Below are 25385 nucleotides of genomic sequence, written 5' to 3'. Positions count from 1 at the left end.
AAAAAGCTTTAATCTTTAATACAACGCACGCTATGCCCGCGAGCTCGGTCGTCGCCGAACGTACTGCTGCGGCCACTGCCGAAGTTCATGTAGTGAGCGTAGAAACTGTAGCTAGCAGAGCTACTCCAGTAGTACCCGCTAGAACCCTTGTTGCTCAGCGAACCATTGTTATAGCGATGGTAGCCAGCAGCTGCAAGGTTTGGTAACTTATTTTGACTCCACATTTGACTTCCTCTTCCTACAGCATAGAGTAATTGATTCCACTCCTCCACAGTCGGAACATGGTAACCTGACGGGCAAGGGTTGTTATCTCTTCCTGCTCTCCACAACTCTAAATTTGCACCTGATGCACCTTCACCATTCCTTACCCAGTTAGAGCTTCCTTTAATAAACTTCCCTGCTGAAGAGCCTGCGTCTCTCCAAGTATTGGCTTTATCATCGGTAGTTGGTTGATTCTTAAACTCATGCCCATCACTCGCTCTCTGCCATTGGTATAATGAACCGTGGGTTTTACCTTCATCATGGGCAGCTTGGCCAAACAACTGCTGCAGTGGCTTAAAGTTTTCTCCTAGTTTGGCAAATTCTGCTCCTAAGTTGTAATTGAGCCATGTCTTATTATAACCATTTGCTCCTGTAACGGTAACGGGCAAGTAAATAAACTTGTAGCGTGAATCTTCTTTAAACTTCCTGTCTGGGATACCGCCTATTCCTTTGATGGTCACTTGGGATTTGCTCCCGTTCATATCAATATCATAAGTTGCAATGACGTAACTTTCCCCTGCCGGCATCTGCTTAACTTGGTAACTCCCATTTCCTTCTACGTTTAGCGTCGCAGTCAACTCGCCTCGCGCTGAAAAGTTCCCTGCTGGGATACTAAGCGTGATTTTGTTAATGTCGCTATCTTGCCCTGCGGCGGTGGTTGGGGGAATGTTTACGACAGCATCATAACTTCCTTTTCCACCAGTGTAAGGTATTTTGATGCTAGTGTTATTGTCTATATAACCTTGTATGGTCGTGCCATCATAGGCAAGCGACACGATATAATGCTCTTGGTTTTGCAGGTTTGCCTTTCCTTTGTCTACCGTTAATTGCTGCTCTGCACTTAATCTTAATTTGTTGAATATAGCCGTAAGCGTACCTGCCTGTGGCGTCCCGCTAAGCGTATACGTCAAGGTTTTTTTTGCGCCTCCTTTTAGGCTAACGCTTTTGTTGGCTTCGCCATTTACTGTTATATTTCTCCCTTCATTTTCTACCGTAACGGCATCAGAGAAGTCAACGCTAATGGGAGAGAATCCATTGTTGGTAATGGTGAAACTTACGCTGGCGCCTGCTAATGGCACTCCTCCTATAAATTGCCCGCTGAACCTTGCTGGCGATACTGATACGCTTTGTGTTGATTTGTTCCCTACATTGGGGATGCATTCCCATTGGTGGGCACCGCTTTCGTCCCCAAGGTACATCTCAAGGCACTTCTTATCGGTATTATAAATCATCATTCCTTCTCTCACATCTTCAAATTTCAAGCGCTGTTCTGTGCTAACATTCGGGAAGTGAACGCCCTGAGGTGTTGCTGGGTTTGCCCATTTTGTACCCGCAGGGGCTTCCTGAGGATTTATATAAGCAGCATCAAAAGTGCCACTTGGCTGGTCTGTATTAACGCCTACCTGAGCGGTGGCTAAAGCCCCTGGCAATACAACGAAAGAAAGTAATAATTTCTTCATTTGTTTTAATTTTTTTGGTTAATATTTTATTGATTTATTCTTTTCTTGATTAAATTTTTGCTGTTTTTTTTTGCTTCTTCATTTAGAAAGAGCCCCAACCCGTGAGGCTCTTCTTTTTGAAGAAATTACTACTTTCACACAGGTGAAAATAGAAAAACCGCACAAGATTTTCTTGCACGGCTTTGCGGTTCGCTCCCGCGAGGAAGCAATAAATTATCATAAGTTATTGATAATGAGTTGTTTAGCTCATTACTTGTGTGTGTGTGTGTGTGTGTTTACACTTTATTTTGAAACTCACAAATTTCATTTGTTAAAATTTCGTTATTTTTTTGTTAAAATTTTCGTTGAGATTTTTCTCTTCTCTCAACCTGCCCACAAATGTATTTTACGTTTTTGAATTATGCAAATTTATTTTTTTTGAGGCTGGGGAGGTGAGAAAAAATTTTTAAAGGCTTTAGAAATTTTTGAGAATTGGCGTTTTTTGGCTTTTTTTGGTTGAATTATAAAATTTTCATTGATTTTTAGTAACTTTGGGAAACATCAATAAATCATAAAATTAAATTATATTATGCCAAAAGGAATTTATAATGTGCCTTATGCAGTGAACGAACCTGTTTTGTCTTATGCTCCGGGTTCTCCTGAGAGAGCTTCTCTGCAGGCGGCTTACGACGAAATGTACAACCAAGTAACGGAAGTGCCAATGAGGATTGGGAACCAAGATGTTACCACAGGTAATAGCGTAGATATTCGCCCTCCACATGACCACCAGAAGGTTGTAGGGCATTTCTACAAAGGGGATGCGAGCCACGTGAAACAAGCGATTGCTTCGGCTTTGGAGGCGAGGGAAGAATGGGCTAACCTGCCGTGGGAGCATCGTGCTTCTATCTTCTTGAAGGCTGCTGATTTGATTGCCGGGCCATACCGCGACAAAATGAATGCGGCTACCATGATTGGGCAAGGGAAAAATGCTATGCAGGCTGAGATTGATTCTGCTTGTGAGTTGATTGATTTCTTGAGATTTAACGTCCAGTTTATGACTGAAATTTATGCTGAACAACCCATTACTGAAGGGGCCATCTGGAATCGTGTGGAATATAGGCCACTAGAGGGTTTCTTGTATGCTGTTACGCCGTTTAACTTTACTGCGATTTCTGGTAATTTGCCTACTTGCATGGCTATGCTGGGGAATGTTGTAGTCTGGAAACCAAGTAATAAGCAAATGCTGAGTGCCGGTGTTTTGATGGAAGTTTTTAGGGAAGCTGGTGTGCCAGATGGGGTCATCAATATGATTCAAGGTAGTGCGGCAGAAATTACAGAAGAATGCTTTAATCACCCGGATTTTGCTGGGGTTCACTTCACGGGTTCTACGGCTGTTTTCCACCAATTCTGGAAAAAAATCGGTGATAATATCGGCATCTATAAAAGCTACCCGAAAATTGTAGGCGAAACCGGTGGAAAGGATTTCATTTGGGCTCATCCAACGGCGGATAGGAAGGCTTTGGCAACGGCTATGACCCGTGGTGCTTTTGAATATCAAGGGCAAAAATGTTCTGCGGCCTCTAGAGCCTATGTTCCGCAAAGTATGTGGGAGGAAGTGAAAGAGTACATGCAAGAGGATTTGAATGAAATCAAAGTAGGTGACCCGAGAGATTTCACCAATTTTGTGAATGCCGTTATCAGCAAAGAATCTTTTGATAAAATTAAAGGCTATATTGATAGGGCTAAAGAAAGTGCTGATTCTGAAGTTATTTTTGGTGGAAATTGTGATGATAGCAAAGGTTACTTTATTGAACCGACTGTGATTTTGGCTAAAAAACCTAAGTATGAGTCTATGTGTGAGGAAATCTTCGGCCCTGTGTTGACGGTTTATGTTTATGAGGATGAGCAATGGGAAGAAACGCTGGATACGGTGGATGCCACCTCTGTGTATGCTCTGACGGGAGCTATCTTTGCGCAAGATAGGTATGTTATCAAAAAAGCTACGGATAAATTGGTGAACGCTGCGGGTAATTTCTACATCAATGATAAACCGACTGGAGCCGTGGTGGGGCAACAACCTTTTGGCGGAGCTAGAGCTTCTGGTACAAATGATAAAGCGGGGTCTGCACAAAATCTGTTGCGTTGGTTATCTCCACGCTTGATTAAAGAAAATTTTGTTCCACCAAAAGATTATCGTTATTCGTTTTTAGACGAAGACTAATACTAATATTTTTTTTAAAGGCTTAAAAAATTATTCTAAAAAAACCACCTTTTTTTGAGGTGGTTTTTTTGTTTATATTTTTGTTTATGCCTTTGTTTTCAGTAGAGCAATTTCCAAAACTTCTTCCATTCGGTTTACGAAATGAAATTTCAAACCCGTTAAATACTGTTCATTTATTTCTTGAACGTCTTTTTGATTTTGTTCACACAAAATAATTTCTTTGATTCCTGCGCGTTTTGCTGCTAGAATTTTCTCTTTGATTCCCCCCACTGGCAAAACCTTCCCCCGCAATGTGATTTCGCCTGTCATCGCAATATTTTTTTTAACTTTTCTGCGGGTGAATGTACTCACAATACTTGTAAGCATTGTGATTCCGGCCGAAGGACCATCTTTGGGTACAGCACCCTCTGGAACATGAATGTGCACGTTGCTCTCTTCTATTTTTTGCAGCGGAATATCAAAGCTTTCGTGATTAGCTTTCACGTATTCTAAAGCAATTTGAGCTGATTCTTTCATGACTTTACCCAAATTCCCCGTCATAGACAGATTTCCCTTTCCTTTTGATAAAATGGATTCGATGAATAAAATATCTCCGCCCACGCTCGTCCAAGCCAGCCCGGTTACAACCCCAGGAACATCATTATTTTCATATTTATTAGACTCCTGCGGGGGGCCTAAAATTTCCTCTATTTTTTCTCTCGTCAATTTAGGGTCAACATCTTTCTCCATTGCGACATCCTTGGCAATGAAACGTGCCAGCGAAGCTATCTTTTTATCTAGCATACGCACACCAGACTCTCGTGTGTACCCATCTACCAAAAAGGTTAACTCCTTCTTCCCTATCTTGATGAAATCTTTCGCCAAACCATGATCTTCTAGCTGCTTGGGCAACAGATGTTTTTTAGCAATTTGCACTTTTTCCTCAACGGTGTAGCCATTGACTTGCACCATTTCCATTCGGTCTCGCAGTGGAGCCGGAATGTTTGAAATATCATTAGCCGTGGCAATGAACATGACGTTAGACAAATCGTAAGCCTGATCTAAATAATTATCATGAAATGTCGTGTTCTGCTCTGGGTCTAGAACTTCTAGCATGGCAGAAGTTGGGTCGCCCTGATTACTACGCCCGAGTTTATCAATTTCATCTAACACAAAAACGGGGTTTGAAACGCCAGCTCTTTTGATGTTTTGTAAAATTCGCCCTGGCATTGCTCCAATGTAAGTTTTGCGGTGACCACGAATTTCTGACTCATCATGTACCCCCCCTAGCGACATGCGCTGGTACTCGCGCTGGAGCGCCCGTGCAATGGATTTACCGAGTGAAGTCTTCCCTACACCAGGTGGGCCGTACAGGCATAGAATTGGCGACTTCATGTCTCCTTTTAATTTCAATACTGCCAAATATTCCAAAATTCGCTCTTTGACTTTCTCTAGGCCATAGTGATCTTGGTTTAAAATTTTCTTGGCGTAGTTGATGTTTAATTTATCTTTAGAAACTTTTTGCCAAGGCAAGTCAAGCATGAATTCCAAATAATTTCTTTGAATAGAAAATTCTGGCATCTGCGGGTTGAGACGCTCCATTCTCTTCAACTCTTTATCAAAGTATTGTTGTGGTTCCTTGCCCCATTTTTTATTCTTCGCTCTTTGTCTTAATTCTTGAATTTCTTGGTCGCTACTGAATCCTCCACCCAATTCTTCTTGAATGGTTCTCATCTGCTGATTAAGAAAATATTCGCGCTGTTGCTGGTCTAGCTCGTATTTAGTTTTGGAATGGATGTCATTTTTAAGCTTTAATTTCTGAAGCTCAAAATTCAAGTGACGTAAAGTTTTTGTGGCTCGTTCTTTTATAGAAGATTCATTCAATAAATTTTGCTTGTCTTCCATGTTCAAATCCATATTGGAACTCACAAAATTGACTAGAAATGAGGGGCTCTCAATGCTTTTCACCGCAAAGCTTGCTTCTGAAGGCAAGTTGGGGCTGTTTTTCACGATTTGAATCGCTACATCTTTGATGGAATCAATAATGGCGTTATATTCTGCATCGTTTTTCTTTGGTTTTTTGTCTGAAAGTAATGTTATCTCGGCTTTGAAGTAGGGGTCTTCTGATATGAATTCAATAATCTTAAATCTTCTTAAGCCTTGTAGAATAACAGTTGTGTTGCCATCTGGCATTTTTATCATTTTATGAATTTTGGCAACTGTACCGATTTTTGAAATATCGTTTTGCTCAGGTTCATCTTGCTTCACATCTTTTTGGGAAGTTACCCCGATATATTGTTTTTTGGCGTAAGCTTCTTTTAGAAGGTGAATGGATTTATCTCGCCCTGCCGTGATAGGAATTACCACGCCCGGGAATAAAACTGTGTTTCTTAGTGGCAAAATAGCTAATACATTAGGTACATCTGTATTGAGTAATTGCTGCTCTTCTTCCTCTGAAAGCAATGGAATGAATTCAGAATCTTCTGTAATGTTATCTTGAAATGTCAAATTGTCAATTTTCATGAAATGGGCTACTAATAAAATATTCGAATTAATTTAAACTTTAAAAATTTTATTTGCTTAATTTTCAAAGGCTTAAAAAAATTATTTAAATCGTTTCAATTTAATATGAAACGTGTAAAGACAAATTCAATACCAATTAAACGGAAACTGCTATTTTGTCAATTTACCTTCTTTAGAAATTCGTGTGTAGAGTTTTAAGAAGCGAGCTGCTACGGCGACTAAATCCTTCATTTCTAGTAATAGTGTGAAATAAAGAGATGTGTTTTTGAAGCCATATTTTTTGTTCATAATACCGTTGATTTGCTGGCTGGTAGCTTCTTCGATTTCTCTCAAGAAATTATTTTTCCTAGTGATGAGTTCTTCCAATCGTGCATCAGAAAAATCTCTGGCCGCTATCGTTTCTCTCAAATACGTCAAGTAGTCAGATAATAAATATTTGATGACACCTAAATGCTTGCATTGTTCCTTAGTAAGTGGTTTGTGATTATTTTTCACATGCACGGTAGCGGATTCTACAATTAGGGTTAAACTTTGTAGAATATCTTGCATCAAATCGTAAGTCAAAACATATAAATGAGCTGAAGTTGTCTCGTTGGAATGGTTTTTCTTGATGATTTTAAAAAGGCCATTTTTCACCATGGAATATTTCAAATTCAGGTCGTTTAATTTATCATTGGCATCATTGAGTGCTCTTCGGTTTTCTTTGGTAATTCCAATATTTGTCAACTCAAGCGTTCGTTTAATTTCGCCCAAAGAGCTTTCCACATTTTCTGTCAGTAGCCCCAGGGTTTCATTTACATCTTTATAATTAATTGCTTCTCGAGTTTCAGATAATTTATCTCGCTTTAATTTATTGGTATGAAGTTTTGAAGTTTTATAAATACTGAATACAACTAATAAAGCTAGAAATGATATACCATAAATCCCGCCATAGTACATGATTGCTGCAAACAAAGCGGCTACAGAAGAGGCCGTGAGGGCAGTCAAAAACCATCCGCCAATTACATTCATCACCCCGGCAACTCTGTAAACTGCACTTTCTCTCCCCCAAGCTCGGTCGGCCAAAGAAGTACCCATTGCTACCATGAAGGAAACATACGTGGTGGAAAGCGGCAGCTTCAAATCTGTTGCAATGGCTATCAATACCGAAGCTGTCACTAAATTGACTGAAGCTCTCACTAAGTCAAAATGAGCTACAGCTTTCTCATTTTCAGTCACGTCTACTGCAGTGAACTTAAGATTTAGTCGGGCAATCAAAGAAGCGGGCAAAACCTTTATCAGTTCTTTATTTATACTTGAAGAACTGTTCACAATAGCTCTTGCCACATAATTCGGTTTAAATCTTTCTGCTACTTCAGACTGCGCTCCTAGTTTAATTTCAGTTTCCGTGACTGTTTTTGCTTTTTTTGAAAACCAAAGCGTCAGAGACATAACAATGCCAGCCATTAAAAGCATAAAATAAGGTGTCGCAACTTTTCCTGCCAGGCCAGTCATCAGTAAATCAGTCGGTGCTGCTGCTGACTGATTCCATAGGTTAAATGCCTGCCACCCAGCTATAGGAACGCCAATGAAGTTAACTAAATCGTTCCCTGCAAACGCCATGGCTAAAGAAAAAGTACCAAATAGTACCACCATTCTCAAGGGATTGACATGCCATTTTTGAAGAAAAAACAGAGTTATACTTGAAATAATGAAAGTAATGAACAAAAATACTGGAATATTTATAGCTACCCAATCATAGAAATACTTGAAATTTTGCTGAAATAAATTCATTTGATTTGGGTCTACATCCTTCACCACAGAACCCATTCCTTTAAAAATCAAAAAATATAAAATCGCGGCAAAAGCTACCCCACTGAAGATAGAGCCAGCAAATTTCAATCGATTATCATACCTAAATGAAAAGAAAAATCTAGAAATGAATTGCACCAAGGCTCCTACCGTAAATGCAATAACAACTGAAAGTAAAATGCTATAAACAATGTCGCCCGCTTTTTCCCAATTCATAAAGCCTGTAATGCCAGCCTCAGGATTATCATGATTAAATAAAATATTCATCGGCAAACCATCTTCCAGTACTTTGATTACAGAAAGCGCAAATGAAGCTCCTAAAATTTCAAACACAATAGAAACCGTTGTAGAAGTCGGCATCCCAAACGTATTAAACACATCTAGTAAAATGATATCCGTAATCATCACTGCCAAGAATATCACCATAATTTCATTAAAATAGAAATACTGCGGATTGAAGATCCCCTTTCGGGCTACTTCCATCATTCCGCCAGATGTCATGGCTCCCAGCATTATCCCCACAGAGGCAATAATCATGATCGTTCTCCACTTTGCAGCATTAGACCCAATTGCGGAATTCAAGAAATTTACAGCGTCGTTACTCACCCCCACAACCAAATCAAAAAAGGCTAAACAAAACAAAAGACCGACAATGATGATATATATTTGATCCATAAATTTATGTTAACACTCAAATGCAAAAATAAAATTTCTTGCTAGCTTTAATGTTAAATTAATGTATAATTTAATTTTTGTTTCTAAATAAAAGTTGGATATTGCCAATATTTATAAAAAAAGAAATTTATGAAAGCATTTGTTTTCCCAGGTCAAGGAGCTCAATTTACTGGAATGGGCAAAGATTTATATCAAAAATCAAAAGAAGTTCAACTCCTGTTTGAACAAGCTAAAGATTTATTAGGTTTCGATATTCAAAAAATCATGTTCGAAGGCAACCCCGAAGATCTAAAGCAAACTAAAGTCACCCAACCAGCCGTTTTTTTACACTCCATTGCTGCACTAAAATTCATCAGCTCAGAAAAACCTTCTGCCGTTGCTGGGCATTCTTTAGGCGAATTCAGTGCTTTGGTGGCGGCTAATGTTTTGAATTTCGAAGACGCTTTACGCTTAGTCAGCCAACGAGCTCATGCCATGCAAGCTGCTTGTGAAAAACAAAATTCTACAATGGCTGCAATTTTAGGATTGGAAGATGAAAAAGTTGAAGAAATCTGCCAAAATGTAGCAGATATTGTCGTCCCCGCAAACTACAATTGCCCAGGCCAATTAGTCATTTCTGGCGAAACCAAAGCAGTAGAACAAGCTTGTGAAAAGTTAAAGAAAATCGGCGCAAAACGTGCCTTGATTCTTCCCGTGAGCGGAGCCTTCCACTCTCCGCTAATGCAACCAGCAGAAGATGACTTGGCTAAGGCGATAAAAAACATTGAATTCCAAGAAGCTGTGTGCCCCGTTTATCAAAATTTCACCGCAAAAGGCACTACCAATCCTACCCAAATTCAAAACAACTTAATTAGTCAATTAACAGGAGCTGTCCGCTGGACGCAATGCGTGCAAAATATGATAGCTGATGGTGTGGAAGAATTCGTGGAAATCGGCCCTGGCAAAACCTTGCAAGGTTTAATCAAAAAAATCAACAGAAACGTAGAAATCAGTGGTATCAACTAAAAGTTTCTATGCTCACGGGAAATTATTGCTAACGGGAGAATACGCCGTTTTGGACGGAGCTGAAGCGCTTTGCCTACCCTTGCAGTTGGGGCAAAAAATGAGAATCAAAAGTTGCAAAAACGACTCCCTGAGCTGGGAGGCTTATTTGCCAAATCAGAGAGTTTGGTTTACCGCACGCTATGATTTAAATCTCAATTTGATAGAAGCCAATAATGCTGAACCTGCGAAATCTCTTGAAGGAATTTTAAAAGCCTTAAAAAATTTAAACCAAAATTTATTTTTAAAAGGCTTAAAAATTTCAACTTTTTTAGAATTTGATAAAAACTGGGGGCTGGGCAGTAGCTCGACTTTAATCAGTTTATTAGCCCAATGGGCTGAAGTCAATCCATACCAATTCCTGAATAAAACCTTCGGTGGGAGTGGGTATGATGTTGCCTGTGCCACGGCTCATAAACCTCTTATTTTCAAGAATGGAAATGCGCAGCCCGTGAGTTTTGATCCGCCGTTTAAAGATTTGATTTATTTTGTTTATCTAAATCAAAAACAAAATAGCCGAGATTCCATCAATTTATACCGTCAAAAAGAAAAAAATGAAAGCTTCATTCAAGAAATTTCTCTTTTAACACAGAAAATCACAAAAGCTCAAAATTTATCTGAATTTGAGACGTTGATATGCCAACACGAGGAAATCGTGAGCCAACAGATTGGGGAAGAGCCTGTTCAGCAAAAGCTATTTCCTAACTACTCCAGTGGAGTTATAAAAAGTTTAGGAGGCTGGGGCGGCGATTTTGTTTTAGTCACAGGAAAAAAAGAAGCTTTAAATTATTTTTCAGAAAAAGGATTCTCAACGATTTTTAATTACTCTGAATTAATTTTATAAAGCTTCTATAAATTTTATAAAAAAAAACTTCAAAATCGATTTTAATTAATTCATTTTGAAGTTTTTTTAAGGCTTAAAAAATTCTCACTTTTATTTAAATTGAACTAAACCTTTTAGCTCATCGGTAATGTCTAATTTTTCCCACGTGAAGAGTTCTACTTCTACTTCGATTTTTTCTCCACCATTGCCGATAAAAGTTTTTTTCACGCTTTGTGGTTTTCTACCCATGTGGCCGTAAGATGCCGTTTCTTGATAAATCGGATTTCTTAACTTAAAACGTTGCTCTATAGCATAAGGGCGGTAGTCAAATTTATCTAAAATAAGATTTGCTAATGCTGCATCACTCTCTACAATCTTGCTAGTCCCGTAGGTGTTAATAAATAAATTCATTGGCCTGGCCATGCCTATTGCATAGGAAACTTGCACCAATGCTTCGTCACAAATCCCTGCTGCGACAATGTTTTTAGCTAAATGACGCATTGCGTAAGCGGCTGACCTATCGACTTTGCTCGGGTCTTTTCCGCTAAAAGCTCCGCCACCATGTGCGCCCTTACCTCCGTAAGTGTCTACAATAATTTTTCTTCCCGTCAAGCCACTGTCGCCATGTGGGCCACCAATCACAAATTTGCCAGTTGGGTTGATATGGTATTCGGTTTCGGTATTAAACAGGTTTCGTAATTCTATTGGCAATTTTTGCAAAACACGCGGAATAATGTATTGGATAATATCTCTTTTGATTCTTTGTTGCATGGCCTCATCATCACCAAAGGGGTCATGTTGCGTAGAAATCACTACCGTTTTCACAGAAACAGGTTGATTATCATCATTGTATTCTACTGTCACTTGCGCTTTGGCATCAGGGCGAAGATACTCCATCCCCTCACCATTTTTTCTCACGTCGGCAAGTTCCATCATCAGTCGGTGCGATAAATCTAGCGCCAGCGGCATATAATCTTCGGTTTCACGCGTGGCGTAGCCAAACATCATCCCTTGGTCACCAGCTCCTTGCTGTAATTTTTCTTCGCGGTCTACACCTTGGCGAATGTCTGAAGATTGCTCGTGAATTGCTGATAAAATCCCACAAGATTCGGCAGAGAAATTTAATTCACTATTATTATAACCGATTTTGGAAATAACACCACGTGTAATCTGCTGTAAATCAACGTAAGCCTTAGAGTTCACTTCCCCTGCTAAAATCACTTGCCCTGTAGTCACTAGAGTTTCACAAGCGACTTTGCTCTCGGCGTCGAAGGCTAGTAAATGGTCTAAAATGGCGTCAGAAATTTGGTCTGCAATTTTATCTGGATGCCCTTCTGATACTGATTCTGATGTAAAATAATATGACATAAATTATACTATTAATAGAAAAATCAGCGGGGTGCAAAATAAAAAAATGAAGTTTTCGTATTAGCATTTTTTAGAGAGGTTGCAACCCGTCAAATTTGTCCTCATTTTATTTTTAGGCTACAAATATAATTCTTTTCTTTCCTTTAAACCAAAAATTTCTCAAATTATTTGCTTTAGGTAGATTGAGAGTTTAAATCTGTTTTTATTATTTTTTGATTCTTCTCTTTTTTTCTTGAAAATTTTCTAAGCCTTAAAAAATTTTGTTCTATATTTGCCAAGTCGTACATAATAATCATTTAAATAATATTGGAATGTATTTAGATCCACAAAAGAAAAGAGAAATTTTTGAAAAACATGGTGAAGGCCCTAACGATACGGGCTCGCCAGAGAGCCAAATTGCGCTATTCACTTACCGCATCAACCATCTTTCTGAACATTTAAAAAAGAACAGAAAGGATTTTAATACCGAAAGGTCTTTGGTGAAATTGGTGGGTAAAAGAAAGAGTTTACTTGATTACCTCATTAAAAACGATATCGAGAGATACCGTAACATTATTAAAGAATTGGGTATCAGAAAGTAAATTGATTTTTCATAGATTTTTTTGAATGGCAGATTTAAATAAATTTGCCATTTTTTTTAAGACTTAAAGCCTTTCATTTTTCTTCTGTTGTAAATGTTTCTTTCCCTTTTATTTTCTGAATATACAGCGGGTTTCACTGCTTATGAAATTCAACGAATGGCTCTCATGGCTGATGAAATTTCACCTGTAATGCGTAAATTCTAACCAAACACTCAATCATATCTCAGCTTTTCTATCGTAGCACGTAGATGTTCTCGGCTCACATGCGTATAAATTTCCGTCGTCATAATGCTTTCGTGACCCAACATCAGCTGTATTGACCTGAGATTTGCTCCGTTTTCTAAAAGATGCGTTGCAAAACTGTGACGAAACGTGTGCGGACTAATGTTTTTTTGAATTCCAGCTAATTTTGTATATTTCTTTACAAGAGTAAAGATCATCACGCGCGTCAAAGCTTCTCCTCGGTTATTGATAAACACATGGTCTGAGAATTTCTCTTTCACTTTTTGATGCCGTCTAGCCTCATTTAGATAAAGTTTAATTAATTTTTGGGTATACGCTGCCAGAGGCACCAGCCTGGCCTTCCCCCCTTTCCCCCAAACTTTGATGAAATCTTCTTCGAAGAATAAATCAGAGATTTTTAATGCTGTGATTTCAGAAACACGCAATCCACATCCGTACAAAGTCTCAAAAATAGCTCGGTTTCTATGTCCATGCTTTTGGCTCACGTCAACAGCTGCAATGATTTTGTTGATTTCCTCTAACATTAAAGTTTCAGGAATTTCTCTACCCACGGACGGCTTCTCTATTTGTTCGGTAGGATTTTCTATAATTTTTTTTTCAAGCCTTAAAAAATCAAAAAAACTCCGCACTCCCGAAATCAATCGTGCCTGTGAAGTGGGAGCTAATTCCCTGCTCATTTGGTAATTAAACTCACGCACCTCATCAATATCAATTTCAGTAGGGTGCTTATCGGGGTAGAATTGCATGAGTTTTCTTACATCTCTTTTGTAGTTTTCTATTGTATTTTGGGAGAGATTCCTTTCTAATTTTAAATAAATTAAAAATTCATTTAAAGCTTCATTCCATTCCATGAGCAATTTCATAAGCTTTGTTTATAATTTCATCTTGATGACGCCAAACGCGGTAAAAGGTCTCTTGGTCATACAACATTTCTGCCATGCGTGCCTTGATGTAAGTTGCCAAATAATCTTTATCTTTTGGCTCAAAGGGGTGCTTGACTGTGTTGGATTCTTGAATGAATTTCAGTGCCAAATCATCTGCATTATAAAAGATGACAAAATGTTCTTTTTTAATTTTTTTAAACTTTGATAAATTTTCGTCTAAATTTTTAAAAATAAAATGACTCAAAGCCTGTTCAAATTCCTGAGTATAAACCAAATACTTCAGGCGCAGGGTGTCTAGCGGAATAAAAACATCTGGAATAATGCCTCCGCCACCATACACGATTTTTCCTTTTGGTGTTTTGAATTTGAGTGAATCTATTTTTTTAATGCTATCTAAACTAAAAAATTCTCCTCTCATGAAGCGGTTAGATAAATCTTTTTTATACTCCTCTGAGTTGATTGCATAAGGTTTCTGTATCGAACGTCCCGTTGGTGTAAAGTAATGAGCAGTGGTCAATCGAACTTTTGAGCCATCTCCCAAGCTGATTTCTTTCTGCACCAATCCCTTGCCATAGGTTCTTCTGCCGATGATGGTACCGGCGTCTTGGTCTTGAATTGCCCCGGCAACAATTTCGCTTGCTGATGCTGATGATTCATCTACTAAAATGTAAAGCGGCATTTGCTCAAAGTCGCCTTTGGCAGTTGCATATCTATAAGATCTTTTCCCCGATTTGTCTTGAGTAAAAACAATGAGCTGATCTTCTCTGAGAAATTCATCTGTGATTTTTTCAGCCACACTCATCAGCCCTCCTGCGTTCCCTCTTAAATCAAAGATTAGACTTTTCATGCCTTGTTTTTTTAAGGCTAAAATGGCTTGGTGAAACTCATCGTAAGAAGAGTCTACGAATCGAATCAATTTGATATAGCCTACACGGTCATCTATCATATAAAAATCTACAACACTGGGCGAAGAAATAGTTCCTCTATCTACATTGACTTTCAAAATTTCCCCTCCGCGTAAAATTTTAAGCTCTATATTTTTTTCAGGATTTGACTCAATGTAGGCTGGTATACTATCTACATTTTGTTCTATAACATTTTTTTGATTGATTGCCAATAATCGATCTCCAAAAAACAATTTATCTTTATTAGGCGAGTTTGATAAAATTCTGATAATGACGGCGGTATCTTTTGGGCTATAGAATTCCACACCAATACCTTGGTAGCGCCCGTTCAGACTCTGTAAATTCCCAGCTGAATTATGCTTGGGGATATACATGCTGTGCGGATCTAAATTTTCCATGATGAAGTCAATGGTTCTATCTACCAAACTATCGGTATCTAAATCATCAACATATTGATGCTCTATCAAACTCATCAATCTTCTCATTTTTTGCTCATTGATGGAATAAGAAATCGTTATATAGTCATCGTTTTCATCTATGGCTATATCATAATTTTTCCCGAGGTGGTAGCCGAGCAAAATCAGCAAAATAACGGCGAGAATAATTAGTAAAAAATTGAGAATTTTAAAGCCTTTCAAATTATTATAAAATATCTATTTGTTCTATCTTCACTCCAGCTTTTTCTAAAAATTCAAGTCCCGAAGTGTCTGAATATTTTCGGGAAAAGACTACACGCTTGATTCCCGATTGATGAATTAATTTACTACACTCTTTGCATGGCGAAAGCGTGATGTATAAGGTTGCTCCTTCACAGCTTTGGGTAGAAGATGCTACCTTTAGTATCGCATTGGCTTCAGCATGGAGCACATACCATTTGGTATACCCCTCATTATCTTCACATGCGTTTTCAAATCCACTGGGAGTCCCATTGTACCCGTCTGAAATAATCATTCGCTCTTTCACAATCAGTGCTCCTACTTTTTTTCTTTTGCAATAAGACAACTCTCCCCATTCTTGTGCCATTCGAAGATAGGCTAAATCATATTTTTTCTGTTTTGAATCGCTCATTGTCTAAAAGTAATAAATTTAAAGTATATTTTTTTTTAAAGCCTTTCAAAATTTTCTTCTTTATAAAAATCTTTAATTTCTTCCAATAATTCTAAAATTAAAGATAAATCTAGAAGTTCTACCAATGTTTTTTTATACGGCCTGAAATGAGGTATTCCTTTAAAGTAATTATTATAATGTTTTCTCATCTCCAGTAGCCCTAGCCTTTCGCCTTTCCACTCGCAGCTAAATTCCACGTGTTTTTTTACGACATCAATACGCTCTTCAATGCCAGCTTCTGGTAGCGTTTCGCCAGTCTGCAAAAAATGCTTGATTTCCTTAAAAATCCAAGGATTCCCTATAGCTGCTCGACCTATCATAATGCCATCAATCCCATATTTATTTTTATAAATTTCTGCTTTTTGTGGGCTATCAATATCTCCATTCCCAAAAATTGGAATCTCGATGTTGGGATTATTTTTCACGGCCGCAATTGGCTCCCAATCAGCTGTTCCTTTGTACATTTGCGCACGTGTTCGCCCATGAATCGATAAAGCTTTGATGCCAACCTCTTGCAATCGCTCAGCCACTTCATGAATATTGATAGAGTCTGCATCCCAACCTAGGCGCGTTTTTACCGTCACTGGAAGATGCGTAGAACTCACCACAGCCTTGGTGAGCCGCACCATTAAGTCTACATCTTTTAAAACGCCAGCTCCCGCACCTTTGGATACCACTTTTTTCACAGGGCAACCAAAATTAATGTCTACCAAATCTGGCTGTACGGTTTCTATTATTTTAGCCGATGAGGCCATCGCTTCTTCATCTCCACCAAAGATTTGAATCCCTACGGGGCGTTCATAGTCAAAAATGTCAAGCTTTTGCTTGCTTTTAATAGCATCTCTGATTAAGCCTTCTGAGGATATAAACTCTGAATACATCAAATCTGCACCATTTTCTTTGCAAACTCTTCTAAAAGGTGGGTCGCTCACGTCTTCCATTGGCGCCAAAAGCAACGGAAAATCAGGCAATTCTATGTTTCCTATTTTAATCATAAATTTGCTGCAAATTTAATCTTTCATGGTCAACAATTCAAAAAATGATTGGGTAAAACTCAGTGGGGTAGGTTTAGAGATCGCCATCATTTTATTTATCTTAACTTGGGGTGGAAATTATTTAGACAAATATTTTGAGCAGGAGAAACCATGGTTAACTACTTTGGGTGCGCTAATAGGTATGGGATTTTCAGTTTTTTTACTAATTCAAATGACTACTAATGAAAAGTAATAATTTTTTAAGCCTTATATTTTTCTTACTATTATTGGCTCACAATGCGATTTGTTTTTATTTCGACATCCCAATCAAACTAATTTTAAAAACAGACGCTATCATGCTGATTCTCTTGCTTATTCTCATCGGAGCAATGTCTTATTCTCTCAAAAAAACTCCTCACCATGCTGGTTTTGTTTTTTTAATTTTAATTGCTCTAAAGCTATTTATTGTCAAACTTTATTTAAATCAACTCCAAGAAAACATCAACTTAGATAATTCAAGTATTTTTTTACTCCTATCATGCAATTTTATATTTTTTTTATTCTCAGTTGCATGGGCGGCTCGACGCCTCAATGATTTATAAAAAATAAAAAAAAGTTCATTTTTTTTCTAAATCTATTATCAAATGTATATTTTTGCGAAATCAAACACATGAAGTAAATGTCGAGACAATTTTTTAAGGCTTTAATAATTTTATTGATTTTATTTTCCACCAATATTTATGGGCAAAGTCACCATCAGAGTACAACGCCTGCCCATGATTCTCCTGCAGATCTTTCTATAGTGGATAAGAAAAGTCTTAGAGAAGAAATAAAAGAAGAGATTCAGCATCACTTGCTAGATTCACATTATTTTGACATTGCTCATGATAAAGAAACGCATGAGCACTATGGCTTTGCGTTGCCAGTTATCTTGGTTGACGATGGCTTAAAAGTCTTCATGTCGAGCGAATTTGAGCATGGTAAAAAAGTGGTACAAAAGAATAATAATTTCTACAAATTATACCACAATAAGATTTATAAAACTGACGCAGAAGGAAACATTCACTATGATGAGAATCATAAAGTGACAAACGAAAAACCATTGGATTTATCCATCACCAAAAATGTTTTCGTGATGTTTATTGCAACGATTCTTTTACTTTTGCTATTCTCTACGGCAGCTAAATCTTACAAAAGAAGAGCTTTACCCAAAGGGATTGCAAGATTTTTAGAGCCTTTAATTTTATACATCAGAGATGAAATTGCTATTCCTAACATTGGGAAGAAACATTACAAAAAGTATATGAGCTTTTTATTAACCATTTTCTTTTTCATTTGGATATTAAACATGCTAGGGTTAACCCCTTTTGGCATCAATGTAACGGGGAATATTTCAGTAACTTTTGTATTGGCTTTATTCACTTTTTTAATCACCAATTTGACAGGAAACAAAACATACTGGAAGCACGTATTTGACCCATTAGGAGACAGCATGCCTTGGATTGCAAAACTTCCGATTTATATCATTTTGGTTCCGATTGAAATTTTGGGATTATTCGTCAAGCCATTCTCATTGCTGATTCGTTTATATGCAAACATTTCAGCGGGGCACATTGTGATGATGAGTTTAATTGGTTTAATCTTTTTATTTAAAAACTTAATTGGTGGCTCGATGTCATTTTTATTGACCGTTGCCATTTCGATGATTGAATTCTTTGTAGCTTTGCTGCAAGCTTATATATTTACCATGCTATCAGCTTTATATTTTGGCTTAGCCGCAGAAGAGCATAACGAACATTAAAATTTAAAAATTCATTAACTAAATATTTATTATTATGGAAATTCCAGCTATTGTAGGTGCAGGTTTAATTCTAATTGGGGCAAGTCTTGGTATCGGGCGTATCGGGAGCTCTGCAATGGAAGCAATCGCACGTCAACCAGAAGCTTCAGGTAAAATTCAAGTTGCTATGATTATCGCAGCAGCTTTGATTGAAGGTTTGGCTTTTGCTGCATTATTTGCGGCTTAAAAAACAAAAAAAGCTACTGTTTAGCGGTTGGCGACAGTGGCTTTTTTAAATTATTTTTAATAAATTTAGTTATAATTATTCTTTAAATCAGATGGAAAAACTTATAGAACAATTTTCTTTAGGACTTGTATTTTGGTCAGCGCTATGGTTTTTGGTTTTACTTTTTATTTTGCGTTCATTTGCTTGGAAACCTATACTAAAAGCAGTAGAAGAACGTGAAAAAGGGATAGAGAATGCCATGTTTGAAGCTCAAAAGGCGCGTGCCGAAATCGAAGAACTAAAAAGAGAAAACGAGAATAGAAGACAGCAAGCCTTGGCAGAAAGAGATGCTATATTGAAAGAAGCTCGTGATCTAAGAAATCAAACAATTAATCAAGCAAAAGAAGAAGCGAAGAAAGAAGCTGATAAAATCATATCTATTGCTAGGGAAAGTATTCAAATAGATAAAAATGCTGCTTTGGCTGAAATTAAAAGCGAAGTGGCTGCTATGTCTATTGGTATCGCAGAAAAAATTCTTGACAAAGAGTTAAATAAAGACCAGGCACAGCTTCAATACATCAATTCTTTGATTAATGACATTAAACTAAGCTAATGACTCACTACAGAGCTGCTAAAAGATACGCTAAAGCCTTTATGCTTTTTCTCTCTAGTAAAGAACAACGAGAGGAAATTATCAATGAAATTAAAAATTTAAATTTCATTTTATCTTCAAATCGAAAATTACGAGTTTTTTTAAAAAATCCTGTGATTGATGAGCAACAGAAATTAGGCATCCTTATGGAGTTATTTAAACCTTACTCTACTGAAACCAAAAAATTAGTACAACTAATCATAAGAAATAGGCGTAGCGAGATTTTACCGCAAGTTGTAGAGGAAGTCATTACATACAATCGAAGAGAAAAAGGCATCAAGAAAGCTATTATCACTTCCGCTCAACCTCTTAGCAATGAGCAAAATGATGCCATTAAGCAAAAATTACTTAACTTAGTAAAAGCCAACGATATTGAAGTTGAAAGTAAAATCGACCCTTCTCTATTGGGTGGCTTTAAAGTTAGAATAGAAGATTTATTGTTTGACGCAAGTGTTCAATCAAAATTAGATAACCTGAAAAAGGAATTTAATCTTAAAAAATAATAGTTTAAAGAATTACGAAATATCATCATGGCAGAAATAAATCCAGCTGAAGTTTCAGCAATATTAAATCAACAGCTCTCCAACTACAATGCAGGTGAAGAGCTGTCTGAAGTTGGAACCGTCTTACAAGTAGGTGACGGTATTGCACGAGTTTATGGACTTGAAAACGCTCAATACGGCGAGTTAATTACCTTTGACAATGGCGTGGAAGGTATGGTGCAAAACTTAGAAGAAGACAATGTAGGTATCGTTTTACTTGGCGAATCCAATGAGGTAAAAGAAGGTGATACGGCTAAACGCACCAAGAAAATTGCTTCCATCAAAGTTGGTGAAGGAATGTTAGGTCGAGTGGTAAATACTTTAGGAATTCCCATCGACGGAAAAGGATCTCTTGAAGGCGAGCTATTGGATTTACCTTTAGAAAGAAAAGCTCCAGGCGTGATTTTCCGTGAGCCCGTTTCTGAGCCTCTGCAAACTGGGATTATTTCTATTGACTCCATGATTCCGATTGGTAGAGGACAGCGTGAGCTAATTATCGGTGACCGCCAAACTGGTAAATCAACAGTAGCCATAGACACTATTCTAAACCAAAAAGAATTCTACGATAGAGGAGAACCTGTTTTCTGTATTTACGTAGCCATCGGGCAAAAAGCTTCTACCGTAGCTCAGACTGTGAATGTATTAGAAGAGCATGGGGCGTTGCCATACACCGTTGTTGTTGCAGCCAACGCATCAGATCCTGCTCCTATGCAAGTTTGGGCCCCATTTGCTGGTGCGGCGATTGGCGAATACTTTAGAGACACAGGCCGTCCAGCCTTGATTGTTTATGATGATTTGTCTAAACAAGCTGTTGCCTATCGTGAGGTTTCTCTTCTTTTGAGAAGACCACCAGGGCGTGAAGCTTACCCTGGAGATGTTTTCTATCTTCACTCTCGTTTATTAGAAAGAGCAGCAAAAATCATCAATGATGATGAGGTAGCTAAAAACATGAACGACTTACCAGAGTCATTAAAAGATAAAGTAAAAGGTGGTGGTTCTTTAACAGCTCTCCCAATCATCGAAACGCAGGCAGGCGACGTCTCTGCCTATATCCCAACTAATGTGATTTCCATTACAGACGGACAGATTTTCCTTGAATCTGATTTATTCAACTCGGGAGTTCGCCCTGCGATTAACGTAGGCGTATCAGTCTCTCGTGTAGGGGGGGCTGCTCAGATTAAATCTATGAAAAAAGTCTCAGGAACATTGAAGCTAGACCAAGCACAATATCGTGAACTAGAAGCCTTTGCAAAATTTGGCTCTGATTTAGATGCGGCAACGATGGCTGTCATCGGGAAAGGAGAAAGAAACGTTGAAATCTTAAAGCAACCAGTTAACTCCCCAATTCCTGTAGAAAATCAAGTAGCTTTGATATATGCTGGTACCAATAATTTATTGAGAAATGTTCCAATTGATAAAATAAAAGAATTCGAAGAAGAGTACATTAACTTTTTAAACACAAAGCATAGAGATATTTTAGATCAATTAAAATCAGGTAAATATACCGACCAGCAAACTTCTGTCTTGAAAGGGGTTGCTCAAGAGTTAACTGCAAAATACAGAAGCTAAGTCCTATGGCAAATTTAAAGGAAATACGTAGTCGAATTTCTTCTGTTGGCTCAACCATGCAGATTACCAACGCTATGAAAATGGTTTCTGCTGCAAAGCTGAAAAAAGCACAAGATGCTGTAGAAAAAATGGGACCTTATGCTGAGAAACTACGTGAATTGATTGCAAATGTAAGTATGAACCTTGAAGGTGAGATTAATAATGTCTATACCGAAAAACGAGTTTTGTACATTGCTATTTCTTCTAATCGCGGTTTGGCTGGTGCTTTCAACACAAATGTGATTCGAGAAGTTAACCACTCATCTGAATTGCAAGATAAAAATGCCAAAATCTATCTCATGACTATTGGTAAAAAGGCAAATGATATTTTAAAAAAGAATTATTCTGTTTATGATAATGAAAGTCATTTATGGGATAATTTCAACTTTGAAACATCTTCTACACTAGCCAATAAAATCATGAAAGCCTTTGAAAATAAGGAATTTGATGAAGTGAGATTGGTCTACAATCATTTCAAAAACGCAGCAACACAAATTATCAAAAATGAGTTGCTACTCCCCATCGTTATCGAAAAAAATTCAGATGCAAATCAACATTCTGTTGACTATATCTTTGAGCCGAATAGAGATGAAATTTTATTAGATTTAATTCCTAAAACTATAAAAACACAATTATTTAAGGCTTTGCTCGATTCTAATGCCTCTGAGCATGGGGCTCGAATGACGGCAATGCATAAAGCTACTGATAATGCAGAAGAGCTACGCCGAGATTTAATCTTACAGTACAATAAAGCGCGGCAAGCGGCAATTACTAATGAGATTTTGGAAATTGTGGGTGGTGCTGATGCTCTTGATGGCTAAAATTTTTGATGCATTTAAGAAATAAATTAAAATCCCAAAACGATAAATTTTGGGATTTTTTTTTAAGCCTTAAAAAATTTCAGTGAATAAGATGTTTTAAAATTTCTAAAGATTGAGGCGATCTGAAATTTGAGAGATGAAATTCAAAATATTTTAATAAAATATCCAACAGTATCCTTCTTTCTTTTTGGTTAAAAATTGTTTTTGACGTTAACGTAAATTCTTGATGTAATAATTTTTTAAATAACAAAGATTCTTCTTCTCCTATTGAGTAATCATAATTTTGACTTTCTAAGAAATTTCCTTCTTTAAGATTAAAGAAATTATTGTTTGGATTATTCATGGGTTTAAGCCCGAAAAGACTAATGATTTCTTTAAAAAAAATCAAGTGAAAATCAGCAAAATTGTCTTTTTTCTCTGAAAAATTTTTTAAGGCTTTTAAAATATATTCATACAAATCACTATTTAGTGGTTCTTCTTTGAAGGTGTTTTTAAGAAATTCTGCAATTAGCTGAATTTGTAAACTTTTTATCGGGTGAGAAAAAATATCATCAAAATAATTCAAAATATCTACAGAATAGATATTGATTAATTTATTTTTATCGGCATTAGAGGGTAAAATAAAGGTAATTTCTGTGAGGGGATAAAGAATCGCTTTATTTTTCTTTTTTTTATTAAAAAAGCCTTTGAGCATCAAACTCAAATAGCCATATTCTAGGCTATAAACATACAAAATCAAGCTACTTTCGCTATATTTGATGTAGCCTAGGCTTATGGCTTTTAATTTTTCACTCATTTTTTTAAGGCTTAAATTTTTTCTAAAAATTTTTATCGCAAAAAGATAGGATTTAAATAAAGATTCAAAATCGCTAAATTTGCGTTTTAGATTAATAATTTATGACCAAAGATAATAAGATTGAACTAATGGCACCTGCTGGAAACTTCACTTCCTTGCAAGCGGCACTTGATAACGGAGCGGACTCTGTCTATTTTGGCGTGGAACAACTGAACATGCGCGCGCGAGCTTCTATCAATTTCACTTTAAATGATTTAGAAGAAATTGCTAAGCGATGTAAAGCAAAAAATGTGCGAACTTATTTGACTTTGAACACCATTATTTACGATCATGATTTATCCGTCATCAAAACACTTTTAGATGCGGCGAAAAAGGCTAAAATCACTGCGGTTATCGCTATGGATCAAGCTGTGATTGCTTATGCTAGGCAAATCGGTATGGAGGTTCATATTTCTACACAAATTAATGTGACTAATATAGAAACGGTTAAATTCTACGCTTTGTTTGCTGACACGATTGTATTATCGCGTGAATTAAGTTTAAACCAGGTAAAAAGAATTACTCAACAAATTGAGAAAGAAAACATTACTGGGCCTAGTGGCAAACTTGTTGAAATTGAAATTTTTGGTCATGGTGCTTTGTGCATGGCGGTTTCTGGTAAATGCTATTTGAGCTTACATTCGCATAATTCTAGTGCTAACAGAGGGGCTTGTAAACAAAATTGCCGAAAAAAGTATACGGTGATAGACCAAGAAAGTGGTTTTGAAATTGAGTTGGATAATGAGTATATGATGTCTCCAAAAGATTTAGCTACGATTGGTTTTCTTAACCAAATCAAAGATGCTGGAGTGAAAGTTTTGAAGATTGAAGGTAGAGGACGCGCCCCAGAATATGTGGCTACGACCATCAAATGTTACCGAGAAGCCATTGACGCTTTGTATAATGGCTCATTTTCTGAAGAAAAAGTAGAAGAATGGATGTCTGAACTAGAAAAAGTTTATAACCGAGGCTTCTGGAGCGGCTATTATTTAGGGCAAAAATTAGGCGAATGGAGTGAAAATCCTGGTTCAAACGCTACACAAAAGAAGGTTTACATCGGTAAAGGGCAGCATTACTACACGCAAGCAGGAATTGCTGAGTTTTTGATTGAGGCTTATGATTTAAAAATTAATGACACTGTATTGATTCAAGGTCCTACAACAGGTTCCAAGGAATTGAAGTTAGAATCTTTTATGGTCGATGATCAAGAGGTAAATATGGCGAAGAAAGGAGATGTTGTTACTTTCCCCATAGATTTTAGAATTCGGCTATCAGATAAATTGTATAAAATTGTTCCCAACACATGATTGTAATTACACTACAACGCGATAAATGCATTGGGTGCAACTATTGTGCTGAATTTGCTCCTGAATTTTTTAGAATGTCTAAAAAAGATGGGAAATCTGTTTTATTAAAATCAGAAAATAAAAAAGGTTTCCATACACGTAAAGAAAAAAACATGGCAGGTCTAGAAGCATGTGATAAAGCCTCTGATGCATGCCCCGTTAATATCATCAGCGTAAAAGTTGTCTAATGAAGAAAAAAGAAGAGTTTAGAAAATATTATAAGCACAAGAGAAGTATGCTGAGTGATGAAAAAATTGATGTGTATAGCTCATCAATTGCAAAATCATTCTTAGAAAATTTCCTTGAGAAAGGAGTAGTTTTTCATGTCTTTAAAAACATGAAAAAATTCAATGAAGTTGATACTTCTTTTATCATTGAATCCTTACTCCATCTTGGCAAAACAGTTGCCTTACCCAAAATGAATAAAGATGATTTGTTATCTTGCCAAATTGAAGAAAAACAGCGTTATAAAACAAATTCTTTTGGAGTTCAAGAGCCAAATCCATGCATAGAAATAAATTCAGATAAAATTGACATCGTTATTGTTCCATTATTAATTTGTGACAAAGAAGGTTATCGTATTGGTTACGGTGGCGGTTTTTATGATCGTTTTTTGAATGATTTAAATGCTATAAAAGTTGGTATTAATTTTTTCAAGCCTTTAGAAAATGTTTCTTTCAAAGAAGAGCATGATATTTCGTTAGACTATCTTATTACCCCAGATTTATTCATTAAATTTTAAAATTTTTAAAGCTTTAAA

The 25385-nt window shown here is 37.0% G+C and carries 24 protein-coding genes; 15 read left to right on the top strand and 9 right to left on the bottom strand.

What is annotated here, in order from left to right; all coding sequences use genetic code 11:
* Window positions 1-8: 8 nt before the first annotated feature.
* Window positions 9-1721: an FISUMP domain-containing protein gene (locus QOX03_RS01740; RefSeq protein WP_283671257.1), complete on the bottom strand. Its 1713-nt coding sequence runs from the start codon at window positions 1719-1721 to the stop codon at window positions 9-11.
* 568 nt (window positions 1722-2289) lie between these two features.
* On the opposite strand from QOX03_RS01740, the gene pruA reads away from it, so the two are divergent.
* Window positions 2290-3921 carry an L-glutamate gamma-semialdehyde dehydrogenase gene (gene pruA / locus QOX03_RS01735; RefSeq protein WP_283671256.1) on the top strand — a complete coding sequence of 544 codons (1632 nt, stop codon included), beginning with the start codon at window positions 2290-2292 and terminating at the stop codon, window positions 3919-3921.
* 84 nt (window positions 3922-4005) lie between these two features.
* Here pruA and lon read toward each other — a convergent pair whose 3' ends face one another.
* Window positions 4006-6423, bottom strand: coding sequence for an endopeptidase La (lon, locus tag QOX03_RS01730; RefSeq protein WP_283671255.1), 2418 nt, complete (start codon window positions 6421-6423; stop codon window positions 4006-4008).
* Window positions 6424-6573: 150 nt separating this feature from the next.
* Window positions 6574-8889, bottom strand: a complete 2316-nt coding sequence (locus tag QOX03_RS01725; protein ID WP_283671254.1) for an inorganic phosphate transporter — start codon at window positions 8887-8889, stop codon at window positions 6574-6576.
* 129 nt (window positions 8890-9018) lie between these two features.
* On the opposite strand from QOX03_RS01725, the gene fabD reads away from it, so the two are divergent.
* Window positions 9019-9894 carry an ACP S-malonyltransferase gene (gene fabD / locus QOX03_RS01720; protein WP_283671253.1) on the top strand — a complete coding sequence of 292 codons (876 nt, stop codon included), beginning with the start codon at window positions 9019-9021 and terminating at the stop codon, window positions 9892-9894.
* A complete protein-coding gene (locus QOX03_RS01715) occupies window positions 9881-10774 on the top strand; it encodes a GYDIA family GHMP kinase (RefSeq protein ID WP_283671252.1) in 894 nt (297 codons plus the stop codon). Before fabD ends, QOX03_RS01715 begins: the two co-directional genes overlap by 14 nt.
* Before the next feature lie 90 nt (window positions 10775-10864).
* Here the strand turns inward: QOX03_RS01715 and metK are convergent, their stop codons facing one another.
* The gene (metK, locus tag QOX03_RS01710) at window positions 10865-12121 is read right to left on the bottom strand and encodes a methionine adenosyltransferase (protein WP_283671251.1); all 1257 of its coding nucleotides are present in this window, start codon (window positions 12119-12121) and stop codon (window positions 10865-10867) included.
* Window positions 12122-12432: 311 nt separating this feature from the next.
* Here metK and rpsO point away from each other — a divergent pair, with 311 nt between their 5' ends.
* Window positions 12433-12702: a 30S ribosomal protein S15 gene (gene rpsO, locus QOX03_RS01705; protein ID WP_119056976.1), complete on the top strand. Its 270-nt coding sequence runs from the start codon at window positions 12433-12435 to the stop codon at window positions 12700-12702.
* 212 nt (window positions 12703-12914) lie between these two features.
* On the opposite strand, the gene xerA is transcribed toward rpsO, so the two are convergent.
* Genes xerA through dusB form a run of 4 tightly spaced genes read right to left on the bottom strand, consistent with a single transcriptional unit; the run spans window position 12915 to window position 16836 of the window.
* A complete protein-coding gene (xerA, locus tag QOX03_RS01700; RefSeq protein WP_353616904.1) occupies window positions 12915-13808 on the bottom strand; it encodes a site-specific tyrosine recombinase/integron integrase in 894 nt (297 codons plus the stop codon).
* On the bottom strand, window positions 13783-15372 hold the full coding sequence (locus QOX03_RS01695; RefSeq protein WP_283671250.1) for a S41 family peptidase: 1590 nt from the start codon (window positions 15370-15372) through the stop codon (window positions 13783-13785). Before QOX03_RS01695 ends, xerA begins: the two co-directional genes overlap by 26 nt.
* Before the next feature lie 4 nt (window positions 15373-15376).
* Window positions 15377-15802: a deoxycytidylate deaminase gene (locus tag QOX03_RS01690; RefSeq protein ID WP_119056978.1), complete on the bottom strand. Its 426-nt coding sequence runs from the start codon at window positions 15800-15802 to the stop codon at window positions 15377-15379.
* 35 nt (window positions 15803-15837) lie between these two features.
* The gene (gene dusB, locus QOX03_RS01685) at window positions 15838-16836 is read right to left on the bottom strand and encodes a tRNA dihydrouridine synthase DusB (protein ID WP_283671249.1); all 999 of its coding nucleotides are present in this window, start codon (window positions 16834-16836) and stop codon (window positions 15838-15840) included.
* Between the two features lie 25 nt (window positions 16837-16861).
* Here dusB and QOX03_RS01680 point away from each other — a divergent pair, with 25 nt between their 5' ends.
* The 8 genes from QOX03_RS01680 to atpG all read left to right on the top strand — a co-directional run bounded on the left by QOX03_RS01680 (window position 16862) and on the right by atpG (window position 22444).
* Window positions 16862-17068 (top strand): AtpZ/AtpI family protein, encoded by a 207-nt coding sequence (locus QOX03_RS01680; protein ID WP_283671248.1) that lies wholly within the window; start codon window positions 16862-16864, stop codon window positions 17066-17068.
* Window positions 17058-17417 carry a hypothetical protein gene (locus tag QOX03_RS01675; protein ID WP_283671247.1) on the top strand — a complete coding sequence of 120 codons (360 nt, stop codon included), beginning with the start codon at window positions 17058-17060 and terminating at the stop codon, window positions 17415-17417. The genes QOX03_RS01680 and QOX03_RS01675 overlap by 11 nt, the downstream gene beginning before the upstream one ends.
* A 77-nt stretch (window positions 17418-17494) precedes the next feature.
* Entirely contained in the window at window positions 17495-18616 is a 1122-nt protein-coding gene (gene atpB / locus QOX03_RS01670; RefSeq protein ID WP_283671246.1) for a F0F1 ATP synthase subunit A, read from the top strand.
* 34 nt (window positions 18617-18650) lie between these two features.
* Window positions 18651-18842, top strand: a complete 192-nt coding sequence (gene atpE, locus QOX03_RS01665) for an ATP synthase F0 subunit C (protein WP_165844929.1) — start codon at window positions 18651-18653, stop codon at window positions 18840-18842.
* A 91-nt stretch (window positions 18843-18933) separates the two neighbouring features.
* Window positions 18934-19434, top strand: coding sequence for a F0F1 ATP synthase subunit B (atpF, locus tag QOX03_RS01660; RefSeq protein ID WP_283671245.1), 501 nt, complete (start codon window positions 18934-18936; stop codon window positions 19432-19434).
* Complete coding sequence (atpH, locus tag QOX03_RS01655) at window positions 19434-19976, top strand: ATP synthase F1 subunit delta (RefSeq protein WP_283671244.1); 543 nt, start codon at window positions 19434-19436, stop codon at window positions 19974-19976. The genes atpF and atpH overlap by 1 nt, the downstream gene beginning before the upstream one ends.
* Window positions 19977-20003: 27 nt before the next feature.
* Window positions 20004-21584, top strand: a complete 1581-nt coding sequence (gene atpA, locus QOX03_RS01650; protein ID WP_283671243.1) for a F0F1 ATP synthase subunit alpha — start codon at window positions 20004-20006, stop codon at window positions 21582-21584.
* Window positions 21585-21589: 5 nt separating this feature from the next.
* Complete coding sequence (gene atpG, locus QOX03_RS01645; protein WP_283671242.1) at window positions 21590-22444, top strand: ATP synthase F1 subunit gamma; 855 nt, start codon at window positions 21590-21592, stop codon at window positions 22442-22444.
* Between the two features lie 79 nt (window positions 22445-22523).
* Here atpG and recO read toward each other — a convergent pair whose 3' ends face one another.
* Window positions 22524-23240: a DNA repair protein RecO gene (gene recO, locus QOX03_RS01640; protein ID WP_283671241.1), complete on the bottom strand. Its 717-nt coding sequence runs from the start codon at window positions 23238-23240 to the stop codon at window positions 22524-22526.
* A 101-nt stretch (window positions 23241-23341) separates the two neighbouring features.
* Between recO and QOX03_RS01635 the strand changes: the two genes are divergently transcribed.
* The 3 genes from QOX03_RS01635 to QOX03_RS01625 are packed head-to-tail and all read left to right on the top strand — an operon-like array spanning window position 23342 to window position 25367.
* A complete protein-coding gene (locus tag QOX03_RS01635) occupies window positions 23342-24586 on the top strand; it encodes a peptidase U32 family protein (protein ID WP_283671240.1) in 1245 nt (414 codons plus the stop codon).
* The gene (locus tag QOX03_RS01630; RefSeq protein WP_119056990.1) at window positions 24583-24813 is read left to right on the top strand and encodes a ferredoxin; all 231 of its coding nucleotides are present in this window, start codon (window positions 24583-24585) and stop codon (window positions 24811-24813) included. The genes QOX03_RS01635 and QOX03_RS01630 overlap by 4 nt, the downstream gene beginning before the upstream one ends.
* On the top strand, window positions 24813-25367 hold the full coding sequence (locus tag QOX03_RS01625) for a 5-formyltetrahydrofolate cyclo-ligase (protein WP_119056991.1): 555 nt from the start codon (window positions 24813-24815) through the stop codon (window positions 25365-25367). Before QOX03_RS01630 ends, QOX03_RS01625 begins: the two co-directional genes overlap by 1 nt.
* The last annotated feature ends 18 nt before the right edge of the window (window positions 25368-25385 follow it).

It is taken from the genome of Candidatus Ornithobacterium hominis (assembly GCF_951229915.1).
Lineage (GTDB): Bacteria > Bacteroidota > Bacteroidia > Flavobacteriales > Weeksellaceae > Ornithobacterium > Ornithobacterium hominis.
This window is presented reverse-complemented; position numbering and strand designations above follow the sequence as displayed.

What these genes read in the sequence shown, in the direction of transcription:
- rpsO (WP_119056976.1), top strand. Translation starts at nt 12,433, where the DNA reads ATGTATTTAGATCCACAAAAGAAAAGAGAAATTTTTGAAAAACATGGT.
- QOX03_RS01625 (WP_119056991.1), top strand. Translation starts at nt 24,813, where the DNA reads ATGAAGAAAAAAGAAGAGTTTAGAAAATATTATAAGCACAAGAGAAGT.
- pruA (WP_283671256.1), top strand. Translation starts at nt 2,290, where the DNA reads ATGCCAAAAGGAATTTATAATGTGCCTTATGCAGTGAACGAACCTGTT.
- atpG (WP_283671242.1), top strand. Translation starts at nt 21,590, where the DNA reads ATGGCAAATTTAAAGGAAATACGTAGTCGAATTTCTTCTGTTGGCTCA.
- dusB (WP_283671249.1), bottom strand. Translation starts at nt 16,836, where the DNA reads ATGATTAAAATAGGAAACATAGAATTGCCTGATTTTCCGTTGCTTTTG.
- QOX03_RS01630 (WP_119056990.1), top strand. Translation starts at nt 24,583, where the DNA reads ATGATTGTAATTACACTACAACGCGATAAATGCATTGGGTGCAACTAT.
- QOX03_RS01675 (WP_283671247.1), top strand. Translation starts at nt 17,058, where the DNA reads ATGAAAAGTAATAATTTTTTAAGCCTTATATTTTTCTTACTATTATTG.
- lon (WP_283671255.1), bottom strand. Translation starts at nt 6,423, where the DNA reads ATGAAAATTGACAATTTGACATTTCAAGATAACATTACAGAAGATTCT.
- fabD (WP_283671253.1), top strand. Translation starts at nt 9,019, where the DNA reads ATGAAAGCATTTGTTTTCCCAGGTCAAGGAGCTCAATTTACTGGAATG.
- atpB (WP_283671246.1), top strand. Translation starts at nt 17,495, where the DNA reads ATGTCGAGACAATTTTTTAAGGCTTTAATAATTTTATTGATTTTATTT.
- QOX03_RS01635 (WP_283671240.1), top strand. Translation starts at nt 23,342, where the DNA reads ATGACCAAAGATAATAAGATTGAACTAATGGCACCTGCTGGAAACTTC.
- atpA (WP_283671243.1), top strand. Translation starts at nt 20,004, where the DNA reads ATGGCAGAAATAAATCCAGCTGAAGTTTCAGCAATATTAAATCAACAG.
- xerA (WP_353616904.1), bottom strand. Translation starts at nt 13,808, where the DNA reads ATGAAATTGCTCATGGAATGGAATGAAGCTTTAAATGAATTTTTAATT.
- atpH (WP_283671244.1), top strand. Translation starts at nt 19,434, where the DNA reads ATGACTCACTACAGAGCTGCTAAAAGATACGCTAAAGCCTTTATGCTT.
- QOX03_RS01680 (WP_283671248.1), top strand. Translation starts at nt 16,862, where the DNA reads ATGGTCAACAATTCAAAAAATGATTGGGTAAAACTCAGTGGGGTAGGT.
- atpE (WP_165844929.1), top strand. Translation starts at nt 18,651, where the DNA reads ATGGAAATTCCAGCTATTGTAGGTGCAGGTTTAATTCTAATTGGGGCA.
- QOX03_RS01690 (WP_119056978.1), bottom strand. Translation starts at nt 15,802, where the DNA reads ATGAGCGATTCAAAACAGAAAAAATATGATTTAGCCTATCTTCGAATG.
- QOX03_RS01740 (WP_283671257.1), bottom strand. Translation starts at nt 1,721, where the DNA reads ATGAAGAAATTATTACTTTCTTTCGTTGTATTGCCAGGGGCTTTAGCC.
- atpF (WP_283671245.1), top strand. Translation starts at nt 18,934, where the DNA reads ATGGAAAAACTTATAGAACAATTTTCTTTAGGACTTGTATTTTGGTCA.
- recO (WP_283671241.1), bottom strand. Translation starts at nt 23,240, where the DNA reads ATGAGTGAAAAATTAAAAGCCATAAGCCTAGGCTACATCAAATATAGC.
- QOX03_RS01725 (WP_283671254.1), bottom strand. Translation starts at nt 8,889, where the DNA reads ATGGATCAAATATATATCATCATTGTCGGTCTTTTGTTTTGTTTAGCC.
- metK (WP_283671251.1), bottom strand. Translation starts at nt 12,121, where the DNA reads ATGTCATATTATTTTACATCAGAATCAGTATCAGAAGGGCATCCAGAT.